Genomic DNA, 19,577 nt, shown 5'->3' on the forward strand with positions numbered 1-19,577 from the left:
TTTGTGACGCTTTTGAAAATTTTACAGCAAAGTCATCGCGATTTTTAGTAACTTTTCAATTTTGGGAAGAGATTTTGCGAATTTTTTGTGGCAATTTCCATCATCGAAAGGACAGGAATTCCTTTGACCTCCGCTGCCATTTCAGCAACAAGCTTCACATAAAGCGGGTTATTGCGCTTACCGCGGTAAGGAACAGGGGCCATATAAGGCGAATCCGTTTCAAAAACAATGCGGTCAAGCGGCATCTTGCGCAGGATCTCCCTGACCCCATGATCATTCTTGAAGGTACTGGTGCCACCAAAGCCAAAGTACCAGCCGGCCTCAATAAAGGTTTCAGCCATGGCCCAATCTCCGCTGAAACAATGAAGCACGCCGCACACGCCCCGCCCTTCCGTCAGAAGGATCCTCGTCATATCTTCATGGGCTTCCCGGTCATGGATGATGACGGGAAGCTTTAGTTCACGGGCCATGACAAGCTGGCGGATAAGGAAATCCCGCTGCCGCTCATGAGGGGAATCTTCATCGTTGTAGTAGTCTAGACCGATTTCACCAATAGCGACTACCTTTTCATCTTGGGCAAGCTGATAGATTTCCTCAAGGTCTCCTTCGCTCACATGACCCAGGTCTTCTGGGTGAAGGCCGACGGCGGCATACACAAAATCATAGCGGTGGGCCATGGCAAGCGATGCCTTCGAGCTTTTTACGTCACAGCCGGGATTGATGAATCCCAGCATGTGCGACCCAATCTCCTTGAGCAGCGCTTCCCGGTCCGCGTCAAAGTCCTCCGTGTCAAGATGGGCGTGCGTATCAAAATAAGGAAGGCGTTCCATTATTTGACCTTGCTGCCCGAAGCAATCCCCGGCACTTCGGCAAGGACGAGGTTTCCTTTGCCGTCGCTTGCAGCAAGGAGCATGCCGCGAGATTCAATGCCCTTGAGCTTGGCTGGTTTGAGGTTAGCCACAACGATGACATTCTTGCCAATAAGGTCCTTGGCTTCATAGTACTGGGCTATCCCGGAGACAATGGTTCGTTCGCTGCCTGCCACATCAACGGTAATCTTCATGAGCTTATCTGTCTGGGGAACCCGTTCGGCCGTTTTGATTTCAGCAACGCGGAGGTCGACTTTCTGGAAATCATCGATGGCAATTTCTTCAGGCGTAACCACACCGACATTCTTCTTTTCAGCTTTCCTAGCTTTCGGAGCTTCTTTCTGAGGCGCCTTGTCCGCTTCCACTTCAATGCGCGGGAAAATAGGCTGACCCTTCATGACTTTCGTGCCGTCAGGGAAACCGCCGTACTTCACTTCATCAAGGTCGAAGTTTTCCGGAACGGCAAGGCCGAGCTGTTCAAAAATCTTTGGTGCCGTGAAAGGCATCATAGGCGAAATCAGGATGGCAATATTGCGAACGGCATCAGCAAGGTTATACATCACAGCTTCAAGACGGTCCTTTTGCGCAGGATCCTTGGCAAGGATCCACGGTGTCGTTACGTCAATGTACTTATTGGCTGCACCAATGTAAGACCAGACAGCTTTCAGCGCGTCATTGATCTGGTATTCATCCATGGCCTTACGGTAACTGGCAAGCGTTTCTTCTGCAAGGGACGCAAAAGACTTGTCATCGGCATGATCCGAAACCGTCTTATGGACAACCCCTTGATGATATTTTTCAATCATGGAAACCGTACGATACTGGAGGTTACCCAAGTCATTGGCAAGGTCCGTATTCCAGCGGCGGATGAGACCTTCCCGAGAATAATTGCCGTCGTTGCCCAGGGCAATTTCGCTGAGGAGGAAGTAACGAACGGCATCAGGACCAAATTCCTTGATGGGTTCAACAGGATCGACGACATTGCCCTTGGATTTACTCATCTTGTCTCCATTGACGACAAGCCAGCCGTGACCATAAACCTTCTTCGGCAGTTCATACCCCATGGAAAGGAGCATAGCCGGCCAAATGATGGTATGGAAACGAACGATTTCCTTTCCTACAAGGTGCAGGTCAACCGGCCAGAAGCGATTAAATTCCTCTTCATTGCGCAGGAACCCAATCCCCGTGAAATAGCACAAAAGGGCATCGAACCAGACATAAGTGATCTGTTTTTTATCAAAAGGAACAGGAATGCCCCAATTAAAAGTGGAACGGGAAATACACAGGTCCTCCAAGCCTTGTTTCAGGAAGGCAATCATTTCGTTGCGGCGGGAAACGGGCTGGATGAAATCAGGATGATCCTCAATATGTTTAAGGATTTGGTCAGCATATTTGGACATACGGAAGAAATAGTCCTCTTCTTCCATCGTTTCCACAGGACGGCCACAGTCCGGGCAGACGCCGCCTGCTTCTTCAATCTGACGGTCCGTCCAGAAGGATTCACAGGGAACGCAGTATTTTCCGACATATTTCTTTTTATAGATATCGCCCTTATCATAGACGCGCTGCAGGATTTCCTGAACGTCCCGTTCATGTTCTGCACTGGAAGAACGCACAAAATCCGTGTAGCTGATACCCAGCATTTCCCAAAGTTTCTTGAAGTTTGCCACGATGCCGTCTACGTACTGAAGCGGCGTCATCCCATTTTCTTCTGCCTTGCGCTGGATCTTGAGGCCATGTTCATCACTGCCCGTCACGAAGCGGACATCAAACCCATTGGCCCTTTTATACCGAGCAATCGTATCAGCAATGGTCGAGCAGTACGCATGACCAATGTGCAGATTGGCACTCGGATAGTAAATCGGTGTCGTAATGAAAAAAGCTGGTTTACTCATCTTCTACCCCTTCTTTGACTAGTCTATTATAAAGCTCCCTTTTCGGCAGCCTATAAGCTTTAGCAATTTGCTGGAGCGCTTCTTTTTTTCCCACGCCGTCAGCCATCAGGCGGCGCACGGCGTCAAGGGGATCCCCGGTGGGGGCTTCTTCTGCCTTGGTACCGCCAGCAATGACGAGAACAAACTCGCCGCGCGGCGGCTGCTCCAAAAGATGCGTCCTGCAGGAAGAAACCGTTCCCCGATAAAATTCTTCGTGGATTTTTGTAAGTTCCCGGGCCATGGTCATGGTCCGGTCTCCCCACGCGTCTTCAATATCAGAAAGCACCTCTATGATTCGGTGTGGGGCCTCGTACAGGATGATGGTTGATGGAATGTCCTTCCATTCCGTCAGCTTCTCACGACGATTCTTCCGGCTTTTGGGAAGAAAACCGCCAAAAAAGAAAGGTGTGCTCGATAGACCTGAAGCCACCAGGGCCGTCAGTGCCGCATTGGCCCCCGGTACGGGCACAACAGGTATCCCTTCGGCAATGCACATTTGGGCAATCAGTTCACCCGGATCGGAAATTCCTGGGAAGCCGGCATCGGAAACAAGGGCAATGTTTTTGCCTTCCTTTAAATGCGCCAAAAGGACAGGCCCCATTTTTTCCTTGTTATGCTCATGATAGCTCAGAAGCGTCCCATGGATTTCAAAATGATTCATAAGCTGCCGCGTATGACGCGTGTCTTCCGCAGCGATGAAATCAGCCTCCCGAAGCATGCGCAGGGCACGGGGCGTCATATCTTCCAAGTTCCCAATGGGTGTTGCACAAAGATATAAGGTTCCAACCGACTCAGCCATGGACCCACTCCTTTCCTTCATAATAAGCAAGGGCATCTTGGCTCAAACTGCCGTCCTTCTGGTACATGACAAGGGGTGGCAGAACCGTAAGCCCTCCCCGGCCCCCTTTTTGAAACTCCGCCAGAAAAATCCACGCGCCCCGGTCAGCATAGGAGTGGACCCACTGGAGCCGCTTGATTTCAAGATGATATTGATCGGCCAAGCGCAGGGCATCCGTAAACCGGTCAGGAAGCTGGACCATAGCGAGGCGCCCCCGTGTCTTTAAGGCAAAAGCAGCGGCTTTGATGAAGTCTTCTAACGTAACGCCCACTTCATGGCAGGCTTCGGTCATGAGCTGGCGCTGCCTTCCGCCAATGCGGTAAGGGGGATTCATATAAACAAGGTCCATCGTATCCGGCTTTAGATAGCCTCGATAAGCCAGGATATCCCCAAGAAGCGGCGTGACCTGCTGCTCAAGGCCATTTTCCTTTACACTGCGTGCTAAAAGCTCAATGACATGGGGATTTTTGTCCACTGCAAGAACAGACTGGGCCCCCCTATTTGCAGCAAGAAGGGAAATGGCACCGGTCCCGCAGCCAAGCTCAAGGACCCTGGCCTTTTTCACCATATGGGGAAACGCGGCCAAAAAGACCGCGTCAGTCGTAAAGGAAAATTCTTTTTCGTCCTGCCAAATCCGGAGATTTCCGCGGGGCAGGCTGTCAAGGCGTTCCGTTTCAATCATCACTCTTGGCGGCTTCGACGATTTCGTCCCAGCTTGCCGTAATCCGGTTGCCTGGTGACAGTTCGACCACGACCGTCTGGTCGCGGCGGGAAACATGCATGACCATGCCCTCCCCAGTGGGCGTGACGACCTTCATGCCCGGTTTGGGAACAAGGTGACTTGTTTCCTTCTTCTTCCCCTTGTTCTTACAGCAGCGGCCGCAGTACATTTCACTTTCATACTTAAGGCAGCATAGGAGTCGTCCGCAAATTCCTGAAATCTTCGTTGGATTCAGGGACAGGTTCTGCTCCTTTGCCATCTTGATGGAGACTGGTTCAAAGTCTCCAAGGAAAGTCGCACAGCACAAGGGCCGTCCGCAGCATCCGATTCCGCCCAGCATCTTTGCTTCATCGCGTACACCAATCTGGCGCAGCTCAATGCGCGTCCGGAAAACAGCAGCCAAATCCTTGACAAGATTGCGGAAATCGATGCGCCCATCGGCTGTAAAGTAAAAGATGATTCGCCCGCCGTCAAAGGTATACTCCACATTGACAAGGCGCATTTCCAGTTTGCGGGCAGCAATCTTCTTTTCACAAATGGTGAACGCTTCTTTTTCCTTGCGGTGGTTTTCCTCCACCTTGCGGGCGTCCCGTTCATCAGCCTTGCGGATCACGCTTTTTAAGGGAGAGACGATGCTTTTTTCATCGACTTCCTGGGGACCCATGACCACTTCCCCATATTCAACACCCCGGGCCGTCTCTACAATGGCATGGTCGCCTTTTTGCAGATCAAAGCTGCCAGGGGCAAAATAATAGATTTTCCCGGCTCGTTTGAACCGGATTCCAACAATCGTAACCACGGTCGTTACTCCTTTAAAAAAGTATGGATCTCAAGAAAGAGGGCCTCAAGGATCATCCGTGTATTGACGCCCTTATTGAGCCCAAGGTAAAAACGCTCCGTTTCGAGGAGGGCTTTCTTGAGAGCAGGTAAAGTAGTTGAAGCAAAAATCGAAGCAATTCGCTCCCGTTCATCTTCATTATAAAGAAGAAGGCCGCTGCCTTCCTTGATCATCATGGCATCGCGCAAGATGAGGAGCAGCATTTCCAAAAAGGTCTGTGTCCGGTCCACATCCATATCGCCCAACCATTCAAGACGGGCAAGGCATGCCATAAGATATGGATCTGCAATGCCTTCCATAACGAATAGGGCACGTTCCCGCCACATGAGGGCTTCGGTCTTTGCTAAATGCAGGGCCTTTCCTGGTGAGCCATCGGACAGGCGGGCCAGCGTATCTCCCTGCGGGATGTTTTGCTGATTCATGACACGAGCAGCTTCCTCCCGATGGAGCGGTTCAAAGCGAATCGCCATAAGCCGGCTCCGAATGGTCGGCAGGATCTGCGAAATCTCAGAAGCAATGAGGATGAAGAGCCAATATGTTGGCGGTTCCTCGAGTAGTTTCAAGAGCGAATTGGCCGCTTCTACGCGCATGCGGTCCGCCCCATCGATAAGACAGACCTTATAAGGGGAAAGGACGGGCGCGTAGACCGCCTTTTTCTCCACATCCTTGATTTGCTCAATCAAGATATCGTGGCGGGCCCCCTGCCCTTCTACATAGATGAAGTCAGGATGGCTTTTCCCGTTAAAAGCGCGGCAGCTGCGGCAGTGGCAGACATCATCGGTGGGATCATCCAGACAGAGAAAGCTCCGGGCAAATTCAAGGGCAAGTTTTTTCTTGCCAATGCCGTCGGGACCATAAAAAAGGAGAGAAGGTGTTTTTCGCTCTCCTTGGAGCATGTTTCCCAAAAATATCTTATTGGTTTCATGACCAAAAATTTTTTTCCACATCGTGATGTTCCTTCTATTATATTACACAACAAGTAGACTATACCCCATTTAGAGAAATTTTTCCACTTTTTTTATCAGGGTACGGGTGATACTGTCAGGGTCCCCCTCCCCATCAATGAGGAGGATGCGTTCAGGATAACGGGCAGAAAGCGAAAGATAGCCCTGCCGGATCGTTTCCTGAAAGGAGAGTCCCTGAGCCTCAAACTTATCCGTTACTCCTCTGGCTTGCCGCCGGGTCAAAAGGATGCGGGGGTCCCCATCAATGAGGAACGTAACATCCGGCATAAGCCCTGCAGAACCAAAAAGGGAGAGGCGTTCCAGTTCATCAAGATCCATCCCGCCCAAGAGGCCTTGGTAAACGAGGGTTGAATCACTGAAACGGTCGCAGATGACAACTTTTCCCGCTTTCAGGCTGGGGCGAATGACCTTATCCACATGGTCCGCCCGGGCCGCCACATGAAGCAGGCTTTCCACCCGTTTGCTCATAGTGATCTCTGGGGAAAGGGCAAGGCTGCGCAGCGTCTCCGCAAGGTCCGTCCCGCCCGGTTCCCGGGTGAGGACAACCTCTAGGCCTATTTTCTCAAGATAAGCACCCAGCCGTTTGGCCTGCGTCGTCTTGCCGCTGCCGTCGGGGCCTTCCAACGTAATAAAGAATCCTTTTTTCATTTTATGACCTCGATTTCTCTAAGGGAGGGATCATGGGGCCCGCTGACAAAGAGCTTCTTTTCCTGCATGAGACGAGCGTAGGCAATAAGCTCTTTGGTAATGACTTCTCCCGGCATGATCAAGGGAATCCCCGGAGGATAAAAACTGATGGTTTCCGCAATGATACGGCCTTGCGCCTTTTCAAAGCAAATCCGTTCATGAGGCGCGAAGAAGGCATCCCGCGGTAGGAGGCGTCGTTCCGGAATCTTTGAAAGGACAGCCGCTGGTGCTAAATTCCGTACCGGTTTCCGGTTTTTTTCCAGCGTTTCCCGGATAAGGACGGCCTTCTTAGCAAATTCTGCCTGGTCATCGGCATAAGTAACAAGAAAGAGCACGTGATCTTCATCAACAAGCTCAACGGCAATTTTTTCGCGGCGCAGAATTTCCGCCGCTTCCGGTCCCGTAAGCCCCAGGGCACTGGTCATGATCGTGACCTTCCCCAGGTCCATGGCCGCAACGCCGCCCTTGCCGATCAGTTCATCTGTAAGGACAGGAAGACCGTCAATCTTTTTAAGTTCTTCGCGGAGAAGCGCCGCTGCGCGAAGGGAGGCTTCCGCCATGGCTTTTCCCCGTTGGGACAGCTGGAAACGGGCCGCGTCAAGGGAGCCCATGAGCAGATAATTGGGGCTGGTTGTCGTCACAAGGCTCATCGCCCGTTCCATAGTTTCCGCGTCAATGCGGGCATAGGAAACTTGAAGAAGCGAGCACTGCGTCATGGCACCGACGATCTTATGGGTACTTTGTGCCGCCGCATCAGCGCCGCACTGCATGGCGCTTTTAGGAAGCATGGGCGAAAATCCAAGATGGGGTCCATGCGCTTCATCAACAAGGAGCAGCACCCCTTTTTTATGACAGATCTTGGCGATTTTCTCCGTATCGGCAGCAAGTCCAAAATAATTCGGTGTCGTAAGAAAAACCGCCTTGATATCAGGATCCTTGACAAGGGCAGCTTCCACCTGTTCCGGCTTAAGCTGCAGCGTCATGCGCCACGACTCATCATAACAAGGCGCCAGCGCAATCGGTTCCAAGCCGCCGAGAATGAGACCGCCCAGAACGGATTTATGGCTGTTTCTGGGAACAAGGATCTTATCCCCAGGACGCAACGCGCCAAGGAGCATACCATGAATGATACCCGTCGTGCCATTGACGCCAAAAAAGCAGCGATCTGCCCCATAAAGCGCTGCCGCCAACGTTTCTGCGTCTTTGATTGCACCTTCCGGATGGTGGATGTCGTCCAGTTCTTCCATAAGTGATACGTCAGATAAAAGGGCATTTTCCCCCAATAGGTCCTTGAGGTCCTCATCGGCACCGCGTCCGCCCTTATGGCCCGGTGTATGAAGGGGGTATACATGATCTTCCCGATAAGCCTTCATGGCCTCGAGGAGTGGTTTTGTGAGCATAGGGATTCCTCCTTGCATAACACTTAATTTTACCATATGTTTTAGTGAAAAGGAACATGAAGGAAAGCATAAAGGCAGGCTAAGGCAAGAATTGATGCTGTCAATTCGCGCGGATCGATTTCGGAGAAATTGAGTTCAGTGGCAAAATACGAAGGCGGGCAATGCTGAAAATATAGAGTGCGCTATTTGATTTCGTCTTTGTAATCGTATGATCGATTGTATTTTTTAGGATTGCATTGCTTAACATTCTCCCGGATAAATGCCCTAACTCATTTAAAGTATACTAACCACCATAAGAAATGTATCCTAAAAAAGCCCCAAACCGAGCTCGTATCTACGTTCGGTTCAGGGCTCACGTCACGGTCTTTTGCCCTGGAGACGGCGAAAGCCGTTCCGCTTTCGATGGGCCAAAACCGCTAATCGCAAGACGCTGCCAACGCGATTCGGCTTACGGACCGTGTAATCGAAAAATTGATTCGGCGCCACGACCGATAGGGAGACGGTTTGACGCCGGCCTTACGGCCTTTTCGTACCACAGCATTACAGCATTTTCCAATAAACAAAAACTGCGGAGCCAAGCTCCGCAGTTTTCCATTTCTTACTTTCCCGTCCGGCCGCGCTGGGTCAGGGGTGTCCCCTCTTTACACATGGGGCACTCTTCCGGTTTGTAGGTTTCTACGTCAAGACGCAGGAGCGGTTCCGTGCGAACACCAAAGTCCACTTTGCCGCCGCTGCGGTCTACGAGAAGGCCGACGCCAACGGGAACGCCGCCTTCGCTTTTTACGACATCAAGCACTTCCCGGACGCTGCCGCCGGTCGTTACAATATCTTCTACAACAAGGACACGGGTTCCCGGTTTGATGGCAAAGCCCCTTTTGAAGGTCATCTTACCATTGACACGTTCCGTAAAGAAGAATCTCGTGCCCAGGTTCTTTGCCACTTCATAGGCAAGGAGAATGCCGCCCGTCATCGGACCGACAACAAGTTCCACATTGTCATTGATGAACCGGCTGGCAATTTCCTTACAGAGCTGCTCCGTGTATTCCGGACGCTGCAGGACATTGAATTTTTCCACGTAGATGAGGCTGTGCAGTCCACTCGTGAGAAGAAAATGGCCATGCATCACAGCATTGGTTTCTTCGAGCATACTCAGGACACTTTTGTTATTCATGAAGGGCACCTTCCATTTCTTTCAAAATCCGATTGACCGCGTCAATCTTGTTTTCCGCTTTCGTAATGGGCCGACCGACCACAAGATGGGTCGCCCCATTTTTAAGGGCCATACTAGGCGTTGCAATGCGGCTTTGATCATTGGCTGCCGCCCAAGTCGGACGGACACCAGGCGTCACAATGAGAAAATCACTGCCGCAGACCTTGCGGATGCTTTCTGCTTCCCGCGGGGAAGCAACGACCCCACTAAGGCCGCTTTCTTTAGCAAGCGCCGCCAGGGCAAGGACTTCCTCGCCAATGGACTTTTCATAACCAAGAGGCGCCCACTGCGCTTCATCCATACTCGTAAGGATCGTCACAGCAATGAGTTTCGGTGCCGGTACACCGAGTTTTTCCGCTGCTTCCCCAATGGCTTTCATGCCTTCTGCCATCATTTTGGGTCCGCCAACAGCGTGGACATTCATGATGTCCGCCCCAAGACGCGTCAGGACGGCAAGACTGTGGGCCACTGTATTGGGAATATCCTGGAGCTTGAGGTCAAGGAAAACCTTTTTGCCCCGTTCCTTTAGATAGGAAACAATGGCTGGGCCTTCACTGTAAAAAAGCTCCATCCCTACTTTATAAAATGTAACTGCATCCCCTAGTTCCTCAACAAGGGCCTTGGCTTCTTTTCCTGTAGGAAAATCAAGGGCCACAATCAGACGGTCTTTTGCGTTCGTCATTTTATCCTTCTCCTTACTGATTGGGCAGGGCCTTGCCAACAAGGTCCCGAATCGTTTCCAGGTTATGGTCGATAAGATAGGCCGCAATTCCCTGTGAAATGGTTTCTGCAAGCCTCGGATCGTCAAAATTAGCTGTCCCCACGGCAATGGCAGAAGCCCCGGCAAGGAAAAATTCAATGGCATCAGCGGCACAGGTAATCCCGCCCATCCCAATGAGGGGCACCTTGACAGCCTGGGCGACTTGATAGACCATGCGCACGGCAACAGGGCGGACCGCAGGCCCAGAAAGGCCGCCCATGATATTGCCCAGGACAGGCTTTTGGGTATGGATATCGATTTTCATACCTACCAGCGTATTGATCAGGGATATCATATCGGTCCCTGCCGCTTCCACGGCTCTGGCGATTTCAGTGATATCCGTCACATTCGGTGAAAGTTTCGTAATGATGGGCTTATGGGTCCGCTTCTTTGCCGCTTCCACGACTTGCGCGGCCGCACTGCAGCTCGTGCCAAAAGCAAGGCCCCCTTGGGCAACATTGGGGCAGGAAATATTAAGTTCCAGCGCGTCAACGCCATCCACGTCAAGCATAGCAGCCAGTTCGCCATATTCGGCGGCGCTGTCCCCGTCAATGTTCACGATGACTTTTGTGTCATACGCCCTCAGTTGGGGCAGTGTTTCCTTAAGGAAGACCTCTACGCCGGGGTTTTCAAGACCCACACAGTTAAGGATTCCCGAAGGGGTCTCAACGATGCGCTGTCCCTTGTTGCCGGCCCGGGGATGAAGGGTCGTGCCCTTTACCGTAATGGCTCCTACATTATTTAGGTCAAGAAAATCCGTAAATTCAAGACCAAACCCAAAAGTCCCGGACGCCGTTGTGACAGGCGTCTTGAGATGGAGGCCGCCCAGCTCAGTTTCAAGAAGGGTCCTGCTGTTTACCATTCCGACACCTCCTGTGACCAAAAGACAGGGCCGTCCTTGCAGACCTTGACCCGTTTGCCGATTCCACTGCACGTGCAGGAAAGGCACGCACCAAGGCCGCAGCCCATATATTTTTCAAGGGAAATCTGACAGGGAATTGCCCTTGGTTCCACAACCTTAGTCACGGCCCGCATCATCGGCGAAGGGCCGCAGACATAGACGCAGTCGTATCCGCCTTCATCAAGGAGTTTTTCCAAAGGAGCCGTGATGAGGCCCTTCGTCCCCCGGGAACCATCTTCCGTGGTCTCAAATTGGTGAACCGTCTTATCCCGAAATAGGTCCGTCCAAAAAAGCTCCTCTGCCGTGCGGGCGCCAATGAGGACATCCACGTCCGCGTTGGGATAATCCTCCGCAAGGAAGCGAAGGGGCGCAAGGCCAACACCGCCGCCAACAAGAAGGACCTTGCGGTGGGTCCGGTCAAAACCGCGCCCTAAAGGCCCCAGGACACTGATGGAATCTCCTTTTCTCAGCTGATCAAGCAGCTGCGTCGCCTCCCCCACAATCCGGTAGATGAGAAGGAAAGTGCCTTTGTCACGATTGACGCCGGATACCCCAAAAGGACGGCGCAAAAGAGGCACACTCAATTCGCTGCTCTTTACAGTCACAAACTGACCGGGCTCAGCCGAAGCTGCTACCTTTGGCGACCAAATTTCCATGATTCGGATGTCGTGGGACAGACTGCGCTGCCCCACCACCCTTCCATCTTCCAAAAATTTCGTCATGACTTACTCCGTTTTAAGATCCTGCAGGGCAATGACACTGACAATCCGACGGCGGCGCATAGCCCCCAGGGCATGCTGGAGGGCGCGTGCCGTATCAAGGCTCGTCAGGCAGGGAATGGCGTGTTCTACCGTGCTGCGGCGGATCCGGAACCCATCGCTGCGCGTGCTTTCCCCGTGGTTCATGGTGTTGATGACCATGCAGATCTTGCCTTCCTTGATGTCATCCAGGAGATTCGGATTGTCCTCGCCAATCTTAGCCGCTGTTTCCACGGTCATGCCCTTGCTGCGGAGGAAGTTTGCCGTACCTTCCGTTGCTGCAATCGTATAGCCCAGATCTTCAAAACCTTCGGCAATTTCCGTCACTTCATCCTTATCCTTATCGGCCACCGTAATCAGGATGGTTCCCTTATCCGGCACATTCGTCCCAGCAGCAACGCAGGCCTTATAAAGGGCGCGCGGGAACTGGTTATCAATACACATAACCTCACCTGTGGACTTCATTTCCGGTCCTAAGGTGATATCCACATCAGTCATCTTATTGAAGGAGAAGACCGGTGCTTTTACGGCGTAATAATCCGGGAAGAGTTTCAGCCCGGATTCAAAGCCCTGTTCCTTAAGGCTCTTACCTACTGCACACTTGGTGGCTACATCCACCATAGAAATCCCTGTGACCTTCGACAGGAACGGCACGGTCCGGCTGGAGCGCGGATTCACTTCGATGATGTAGAGCTTTTCATCGCGGACGATGTACTGGATATTGAGCAGACCTTTGACATGGAGCGTCAGGGCCAGCTTATTGGTATATTCGATGATTTCTTCGATGACGTGTTCGCTCAGCGTGCGCGGAGGATAAACGGCGATGGAGTCACCGGAGTGGACGCCAGCCCGTTCAATGTGTTCCATGATGCCCGGGATGACGACATCAATGCCGTCACTGATGGCATCAACTTCGACTTCCGTTCCCATGAGGTAATGGTCAACAAGGACAGGATGTTCCTTCGAGGCCTTTACAGCGTTTGCCATGTAGTAGCGCAGCTGATCATCGTTGTAGACGATTTCCATCGCGCGGCCACCAAGCACGTAGCTCGGGCGGACCATAACGGGATAACCGTCATCGTGGGCGGCTTTCACGGCGCCTTCCACATCAAAGACGGTGTGCCCTTTCGGACGGGGGATGCCCACTTCCGTCAGGACTTCATCAAAACGTTCACGGTCTTCGGCGCGGTCAATATCATCGACGCTCGTGCCTAGGATCTTCACGCCGCAGCTGTGAAGAGGACCGGCAAGGTTGATGGCCGTCTGACCGCCAAACTGGACGATGACGCCTTCGGGCTGTTCACGGTCGATGACGTTCAGTACGTCCTCCAAGGTCAGAGGTTCAAAATACAGACGGTCTGCCGTATCAAAGTCCGTGGAAACCGTTTCCGGATTGTTGTTGATAATGATTGTCTCGTACCCTTCTTCTTTAAGGGCCCAGACAGAGTGAACCGAGCAGTAGTCAAATTCAACGCCCTGACCGATGCGGATTGGACCGGACCCGAGGACGACGACTTTCTTCTTATTGCTGGGGCGCACTTCATCTTCGACGCCATAAGTCGAATAATAGTAAGGCGTTTCCGCGTCAAATTCGGCCGCACACGTATCAACCATCTTGTAGACCGGCACAATTCCCATTTCCTTGCGCAGGGTGCGGATCTCAAGAGCCGTCTTGCCTGTGAGAAGGCCAATTTCCTCATCGCAGAAACCACGTTTCTTGGCTTCCTTCATGAGGTCCTTCGTAAGCGGGCCTGCCTTGATGGCCTTTTCAATTTCCACGATATGACGGATCTTCCGCAGGAAAAATTCATCAATTTTCGTGATTTCGTGTGCTTCGTCGACGGTCATGCCGCGGCGGAAGGCTTCAGCGATGGCAAAGAAGCGTTCATCGTTGACAAGATGGACCTTGGCAAAGACTTCTTCGTCACTAAGGGAATGGAACTCAGGCATATCAAGATGGATGAGACCGATTTCCAGGGAGCGGACAGCCTTAAGGAGACCGGCTTCGATGTTGCGTTCGATGGCCATCACTTCGCCCGTCGCCTTCATCTGGGTACCCAGTGTATGGTCTGCCTTGACAAATTTGTCAAAAGGCCAGCGAGGAATCTTCAGGACGCAGTAGTCCAAGGTCGGTTCAAAGCAAGCCGTGGTCTTTTTCGTAACGGCATTTTCGATTTCATCAAGGGTGTAGCCGGCAGCAATCTTTGAGGCCACTTTGGCAATGGGATATCCCGTCGCTTTGGAAGCAAGAGCGGACGAACGGCTGACGCGGGGATTGACTTCAATGACGATATATTCCTCGCTGTCAGGGTTCAGGGCATACTGCACGTTGCAGCCGCCTTCAACACCGAGTTCGCGGACAATATCGATAGCGGCCGTACGCAGCATCTGGACTTCTCGGTCCGTCAGGGTCTGGCATGGTGCCACGACGATGGAGTCGCCCGTATGGACGCCCACAGGATCAAGGTTTTCCATATTGCAGACCGTGATGCAGTTATCGGCATGGTCGCGGATGACTTCAAATTCGATTTCCTTCCAGCCAGCAACGGAGCGTTCAATGAGGACCTGACCAATGAGGCTGTACTGGAGTCCTTTTGTGCAGATATCGTCGAGTTCAGCATCGTTGTGGGCAATGCCGCCGCCCGTACCGCCCAAAGTATAGGCCGGACGCACGATGAGTGGATAACCGATGCGGTCCGCAAATTCCTTGGCCGCGGCAACGCTCTCAACAATCGTGCTCTGAGGAATAGGCTGATGGAGTTTTTCCATCGTTTCCTTAAAAAGTTCACGGTCCTCAGCCTTCATGATACTCGGGATCTGGGTCCCAATGAGCTTCACATTGTATTTCTTGAGGATACCCGTCTTATCTAGTTCGATAGCAAGGTTAAGGCCGATCTGGCCGCCTAAGGTAGCAAGCAGGGAATCGGGCCGTTCTTTTTGGATGACGCTTTCGAGAAATTCCACATTGAGCGGTTCCACATAGACACGGTCAGCAATATGCACATCGGTCATGATGGTCGCCGGGTTGGAGTTTACAAGGACAACTTCCAGCCCCTCTTCTTTAAGGGCCCGGCAGGCCTGGGTTCCTGCATAGTCAAATTCGGCAGCCTGACCAATGATGATTGGACCGGAGCCAATGACCATGACTTTATTGACATCGTTTCTTTTTGGCATAATCAGTGTCCCCCCATCATGGTAATAAAGCGATCGAAAAGATATCCGTTTCCACTCGGTCCCGGAGAAGCTTCCGGATGGAACTGGACCGTAAAGGTCGGATGATCAAGATACTGGATTCCTTCAATGGTGCCATCGTTGAGGGAACGGTTGATGACCTTCACATGAAGTCCCTTCAAGGAATCTTCGTCAACCATAAAGCCGTGGTTCTGGGAGGTAATCATGATGCAGTCATCCACATAGTCCCGTACCGGCTGGTTGATGCCTCGATGGCCAAAGAGCATTTTCTTCGTCTTGGCGCCACACGCAAGAGCCATGACCTGATGCCCCATGCAGATCCCAAAGATAGGTTTCTTGCCAATCATCTTCTTGATGTTGTCGATTTCAACAGTAAGGTCTGCCGGGTCGCCAGGCCCATTTGAAAGGAAGATTCCATCAGGATTGATGGCAAGGACTTCTTCAGCCGGTGTTTCCGCCGGGAAGACCGTCAGATAGCAGCCCTTTTCCACAAGGCTTTTGAGGATATTGCGCTTAATGCCATAGTCCATGACAGCGACGCTGAATTTGCTCTTTTCCTTATCCCCCATGTGGTAGACTTCTTTTGTCGTCACCTGAGCCACCTGATCATGCCGTTCCGGCGTGGCAAGGAGCTTCTGGACGTCTTCATCAGGCATATCATAAGGAACGATGACGCCTTGGAGCGTACCGTAAGCCCGGATGCGCCGCGTAATGGCCCGCGTATCCACATCAGCAAGGACCGGAATATGGTTCTTTTCAAGGAAGGAAAGGACCGTTCCCTCGTCTCGCCAAGAGCTCGGTTCGTCGCAAAGTTCGTCAACGATGAGCCCCTCATAGCAACAGCCATTTCCCTGATCAAAAATAGGATTACAGCCATAGTTGCCGATGAGCGGATAAGTAAAGACTACAATCTGTCCGCAGAAAGAAGGGTCTGTCAGGGTTTCCTGATAGCCGCTCATGCCTGTTGTGAAAACGACTTCACCAACAGCCGGATGGTCCCCATAAAGGGTTCCTTCATAGACACCGCCATCTTTTAGTACCAACTTACCTTTTACTTTTTGCATACGACACCATCTTTCATCACAAATACACCATCGACCATGGTGGCGGCAGCCTGCCCTTTGCAGTGCTTTCCATTGAAAGGCGTGACCTTGCCGCGGGTATAGAACTTGCTGCTGTCGACGACCCATTCCTTATCAAGGTCCAGAATGGTGATATTGGCGGAACTGCCTTCGCGGAGGGTGCCCCCGTCAAGGTGGAAAAGTTCAGCCGGCCGGCAGCTCATTTTATCGACAATCTCATTGATGGTAAATAGACCCGTATGATAGAGTTCCGTCAGAATGACCCCGACACTCGTTTCAAGACCGCAGAATCCGTTCGGCGCATTGCGGAATTCCACATCCTTTTCTTCCGGTGCGTGCGGTGCGTGGTCTGTCACGATGGCATCAATGGTCCCATCCTTCAGGGCGGCGCGCAGGGCTTCCACATGGTCCCGGCTGCGAAGGGGCGGCGAAACGCGGGTTGCCGTACTAAAGGAAGCACAGGCCTCATCAGTCAGCGTCAAATGATGGACCGTCACCTCGCACGTAATGGGCACGCCCTTTTTCTTTGCCTGGCGAACGATATCCACCGCCCCTTTACTTGCAATATGAGCGATGTGGACATGGGTTCCTGTATACTCGGCAATGATGGCATCGCGGGCAACGGCCATATCTTCCGCGATGGAAGGAATGCCCGGCACACCCAGCCTTGCCGATACGGCGCCTTCGTGCATATAGCCCGAATGGTTCATGTGTTCCTCAATGGCATGGACAATGAGCGCCTTATCAAAGGAGTTCACATAACGGGCCGCCTTGAACATCATCAGGGGATCTTCCACAAAGTGCCCATCATCGGAAAAGGCCATCGCGCCCCGCATGGCCATATCTCCCATTTCAGAAAGTTCCTTGCCCTTTTCGCCCTTCGTAATGGCCCCAATGACCTCTACATGGGCATAGCCTTCTTCTGCCGCTCGCTTTTTGATTCCGCTTACGACAATCGAGGTATCGATTACAGGGTTCGTGTTCGGCATGCAGGCAATGCGCGTAATGCCGCCGTGAGCCGCTGCCATCGTCCCGGAAACGATATCTTCCTTTGCCTCAAGGCCCGGTTCACGAAGATGGGTATGCAGGTCGATAAAGCCTGGAGCAACCACCTTTCCCGAAGCATCATATGTTTCATCAGCAGCCTCATCAATGGAATCAGCCACACGTTTAATGATCCCGTCCTCCACGAGGATATCCTTCACAGCATCCAGATGCTGGCTGGGATCGACAAGATGTCCCTTTTTAATCAGCGTTTTCAACTTGTTTCCCCCCTGTCAGTGTCAAGAATAAGAGCGCCATGCGGACCGCCACCCCATTGGTGACCTGTTCGCGGATCACAGCCTGGTCGCTGTAGCCCACTTCATAGGAAATTTCAAGACCGCGGTTCATGGGACCGGGATGCATGATCATCACATCCGGCTTAGCCAGTTTCATGCGTTCCTCGTTGACGCCAAAGATGCGGGCATATTCGCGAGGTGTCGGGAAAAGACCGCTCTGCTGCCGTTCGAGCTGGATGCGGAGGATATCAACAACATCCGCGCCTTCTATGGCCTCTTCCACCCGTTTGTGGACCGTGACGCCCAGTTTTTCCATTTCGTAAGGCATGAGCGTGACCGGGCCCGCCACATGGACATCGGCGCCAAGCTTCGTCCAAGCTGCAATATTGCTGCGCGCCACACGGCTGTAGAGGATATCTCCGATGATGGCCATCTTGAGACCCTTGAAGGATTTTTTCTTTTCAAGGATTGTGAACATATCCAAGAGTCCCTGAGTTGGATGGGCATGACAGCCATCTCCGGCATTGATAACAACAGGTTTTACGATATCGGCAATGTACTTGGCTGCACCTTCGATGGGGTGCCGCATAACAATGGCGTCGCAGGCCATGGACTGCATGGTAAGCACCGTATCCTTGAGGCACTCCCCTTTCTTGACGCTTGAAGTGCCTGTGCTGATATTGATGACATCGGCCCCCAAATATTTACCGGCAAGTTCAAACGAAGAACGCGTACGCGTGCTGTTTTCATAAAACAGGTTAACAATGGACTTTCCTCTGAGGGAAGGCACCTTCTTGATATCCCGTTTCAGGATTTTCTTCATTTCTGCTGCTGTCTTCATGATGAGGTCGTATTCCTCGACCGTAAGGGATGACAGATCTAAAATATCCCGTCCGGACAGGCTGACCGCTGCCTTTGCCATGTGATAGCCTCCTTACTTGTTCTGGGAAACATTTCATTGCAACAAAATAAGCCCTCTTGTCCCCATAAGACAAGAAGGCTTCTCTTTAAAGGCACGTACCCTAAAGTACGCCGCCTACTGCAGCTCATTTCTTCTGTAGCAAAAGTCCCTTTCTTAGTCTCACAGGACTAGATTAAAAGGCCTATATTCATTTTTAGTCATTGTAGCACGGGGAGGGGAAAAAGTAAAGGGCGGCACTGTTTTTACTCGGAGCAAAAATCGCTCCGATTCTCCAGACCAGCGTGCCCCATTGCTCAATTTCTCATTTTAAGGATGCAATGGCGTCATGACGATTCGTACGATGTTTCGTTGCTGGTTTGGGGAACCCTTACGCCTGGGCGCTTCCCCTCCTAACTTCGTGTCGTCACCTCCAGCGCCCAGCTCATCAGGCAGGAAGCTTTTTTCAGCCGATGGACCTATACGCAGCCATCTGCGTTGTCGCCCACGACCTCAATCGCCTCGACGTACCGGCCTCTGGCCGCAAGGAAATAAAAAGACCACAGGGAAAACCTCTAAACGCACGGCGCCAAACCGTCTCCCTTCGGTCGTGGGCACCGAATTACATTCGCCCTCAAACATGTTTCTCGGACTTGCGCTTCGCTCCAAAAGCGTCCTTCGAAACACGGGCGAATATGCCTCACTATCGTTCGTATGGAAACGTCCGCTTCGCGTCCTCATCCACCACCGAAAGGGCATGCTTGCCCCATTTTAATGTGGCAACATGCGGCTTTCGGTCCCCCGCCTTGGCACGGCGGATCGATTTCGGAGAAATCGAGTTCAGAGGTAAAATACGAAGGCAGGCAGTGCTGAAAATATAAAGTGCGCTATTTGATTTCGTCTTTGTAATCGTATGCCTAGTTGGATTGTCTAAAATTGTATTGTCTAGGATTAGATTGCTTAAGGTTCTCCCGTATAAATGCCCTAACTCATTCAAAGCATACTAACTACTATAAAAAATATATCCTAAAAAAGCCCTGAACCGAACTCGTATCTACGTTCGGTTCAGGGCTCACGTCACGGTCTTTTGGCCTTATGGTCTTTTCAAATCCCGATTATCCTCCATTTTATCCCTTTTATCACTCAAAAACGGACATTTGTATGTGTCAACATTTTCTCGGGAGACCCCTATAAGATTGTGTTGCAGCTTAATTAAATGCGGAAAATGGAGCTTAAGTGACCTA

At 51.8% G+C, this 19,577-nt stretch carries 16 protein-coding genes; all 16 read right to left on the reverse strand.

Features of this window, described 5'->3' with window-relative positions:
- Positions 1–44 precede the first annotated feature (44 nt).
- Positions 45–830 carry a TatD family hydrolase gene (locus QZQ08_RS00850; RefSeq protein ID WP_296326613.1) on the reverse strand — a complete coding sequence of 262 codons (786 nt, stop codon included), beginning with the start codon at positions 828–830 and terminating at the stop codon, positions 45–47.
- On the reverse strand, positions 830–2,764 hold the full coding sequence (gene metG, locus QZQ08_RS00855; protein WP_296326615.1) for a methionine--tRNA ligase: 1,935 nt from the start codon (positions 2,762–2,764) through the stop codon (positions 830–832). Before metG ends, QZQ08_RS00850 begins: the two co-directional genes overlap by 1 nt.
- Positions 2,757–3,602, reverse strand: coding sequence for a 16S rRNA (cytidine(1402)-2'-O)-methyltransferase (rsmI, locus tag QZQ08_RS00860; protein ID WP_296326616.1), 846 nt, complete (start codon positions 3,600–3,602; stop codon positions 2,757–2,759). The genes metG and rsmI overlap by 8 nt, the downstream gene beginning before the upstream one ends.
- Positions 3,595–4,323, reverse strand: a complete 729-nt coding sequence (locus QZQ08_RS00865; RefSeq protein ID WP_296326618.1) for a tRNA1(Val) (adenine(37)-N6)-methyltransferase — start codon at positions 4,321–4,323, stop codon at positions 3,595–3,597. The genes rsmI and QZQ08_RS00865 overlap by 8 nt, the downstream gene beginning before the upstream one ends.
- Complete coding sequence (locus QZQ08_RS00870) at positions 4,316–5,161, reverse strand: stage 0 sporulation family protein (RefSeq protein WP_296326620.1); 846 nt, start codon at positions 5,159–5,161, stop codon at positions 4,316–4,318. Before QZQ08_RS00870 ends, QZQ08_RS00865 begins: the two co-directional genes overlap by 8 nt.
- A 5-nt stretch (positions 5,162–5,166) precedes the next feature.
- Entirely contained in the window at positions 5,167–6,147 is a 981-nt protein-coding gene (locus tag QZQ08_RS00875; protein ID WP_296326622.1) for a DNA polymerase III subunit delta', read from the reverse strand.
- Between the two features lie 48 nt (positions 6,148–6,195).
- Positions 6,196–6,813 carry a dTMP kinase gene (gene tmk / locus QZQ08_RS00880; RefSeq protein WP_296326624.1) on the reverse strand — a complete coding sequence of 206 codons (618 nt, stop codon included), beginning with the start codon at positions 6,811–6,813 and terminating at the stop codon, positions 6,196–6,198.
- Positions 6,810–8,252, reverse strand: a complete 1,443-nt coding sequence (locus QZQ08_RS00885; protein ID WP_296326627.1) for an aminotransferase class I/II-fold pyridoxal phosphate-dependent enzyme — start codon at positions 8,250–8,252, stop codon at positions 6,810–6,812. The genes tmk and QZQ08_RS00885 overlap by 4 nt, the downstream gene beginning before the upstream one ends.
- Positions 8,253–8,850: 598 nt before the next feature.
- Entirely contained in the window at positions 8,851–9,423 is a 573-nt protein-coding gene (gene pyrE / locus QZQ08_RS00890; protein ID WP_296326629.1) for an orotate phosphoribosyltransferase, read from the reverse strand.
- On the reverse strand, positions 9,416–10,144 hold the full coding sequence (gene pyrF / locus QZQ08_RS00895; RefSeq protein WP_296326631.1) for an orotidine-5'-phosphate decarboxylase: 729 nt from the start codon (positions 10,142–10,144) through the stop codon (positions 9,416–9,418). Before pyrF ends, pyrE begins: the two co-directional genes overlap by 8 nt.
- A 13-nt stretch (positions 10,145–10,157) precedes the next feature.
- Complete coding sequence (locus tag QZQ08_RS00900) at positions 10,158–11,084, reverse strand: dihydroorotate dehydrogenase (RefSeq protein ID WP_296326634.1); 927 nt, start codon at positions 11,082–11,084, stop codon at positions 10,158–10,160.
- Positions 11,078–11,845, reverse strand: a complete 768-nt coding sequence (locus QZQ08_RS00905; protein ID WP_296326636.1) for a dihydroorotate dehydrogenase electron transfer subunit — start codon at positions 11,843–11,845, stop codon at positions 11,078–11,080. Before QZQ08_RS00905 ends, QZQ08_RS00900 begins: the two co-directional genes overlap by 7 nt.
- A gap of 3 nt (positions 11,846–11,848) precedes the next feature.
- Positions 11,849–15,055, reverse strand: a complete 3,207-nt coding sequence (gene carB, locus QZQ08_RS00910) for a carbamoyl-phosphate synthase large subunit (protein ID WP_296326638.1) — start codon at positions 15,053–15,055, stop codon at positions 11,849–11,851.
- Positions 15,056–15,057: 2 nt separating this feature from the next.
- Complete coding sequence (carA, locus tag QZQ08_RS00915; RefSeq protein WP_296326640.1) at positions 15,058–16,137, reverse strand: glutamine-hydrolyzing carbamoyl-phosphate synthase small subunit; 1,080 nt, start codon at positions 16,135–16,137, stop codon at positions 15,058–15,060.
- Positions 16,125–17,417 (reverse strand): dihydroorotase, encoded by a 1,293-nt coding sequence (locus QZQ08_RS00920; protein ID WP_296326642.1) that lies wholly within the window; start codon positions 17,415–17,417, stop codon positions 16,125–16,127. Before QZQ08_RS00920 ends, carA begins: the two co-directional genes overlap by 13 nt.
- The gene (locus QZQ08_RS00925; protein WP_296326644.1) at positions 17,401–18,357 is read right to left on the reverse strand and encodes an aspartate carbamoyltransferase catalytic subunit; all 957 of its coding nucleotides are present in this window, start codon (positions 18,355–18,357) and stop codon (positions 17,401–17,403) included. Before QZQ08_RS00925 ends, QZQ08_RS00920 begins: the two co-directional genes overlap by 17 nt.
- Positions 18,358–19,577: the final 1,220 nt, after the last annotated feature.

This window comes from uncultured Acidaminococcus sp., from assembly GCA_900538365.1.
Lineage (GTDB): Bacteria > Bacillota > Negativicutes > Acidaminococcales > Acidaminococcaceae > Acidaminococcus.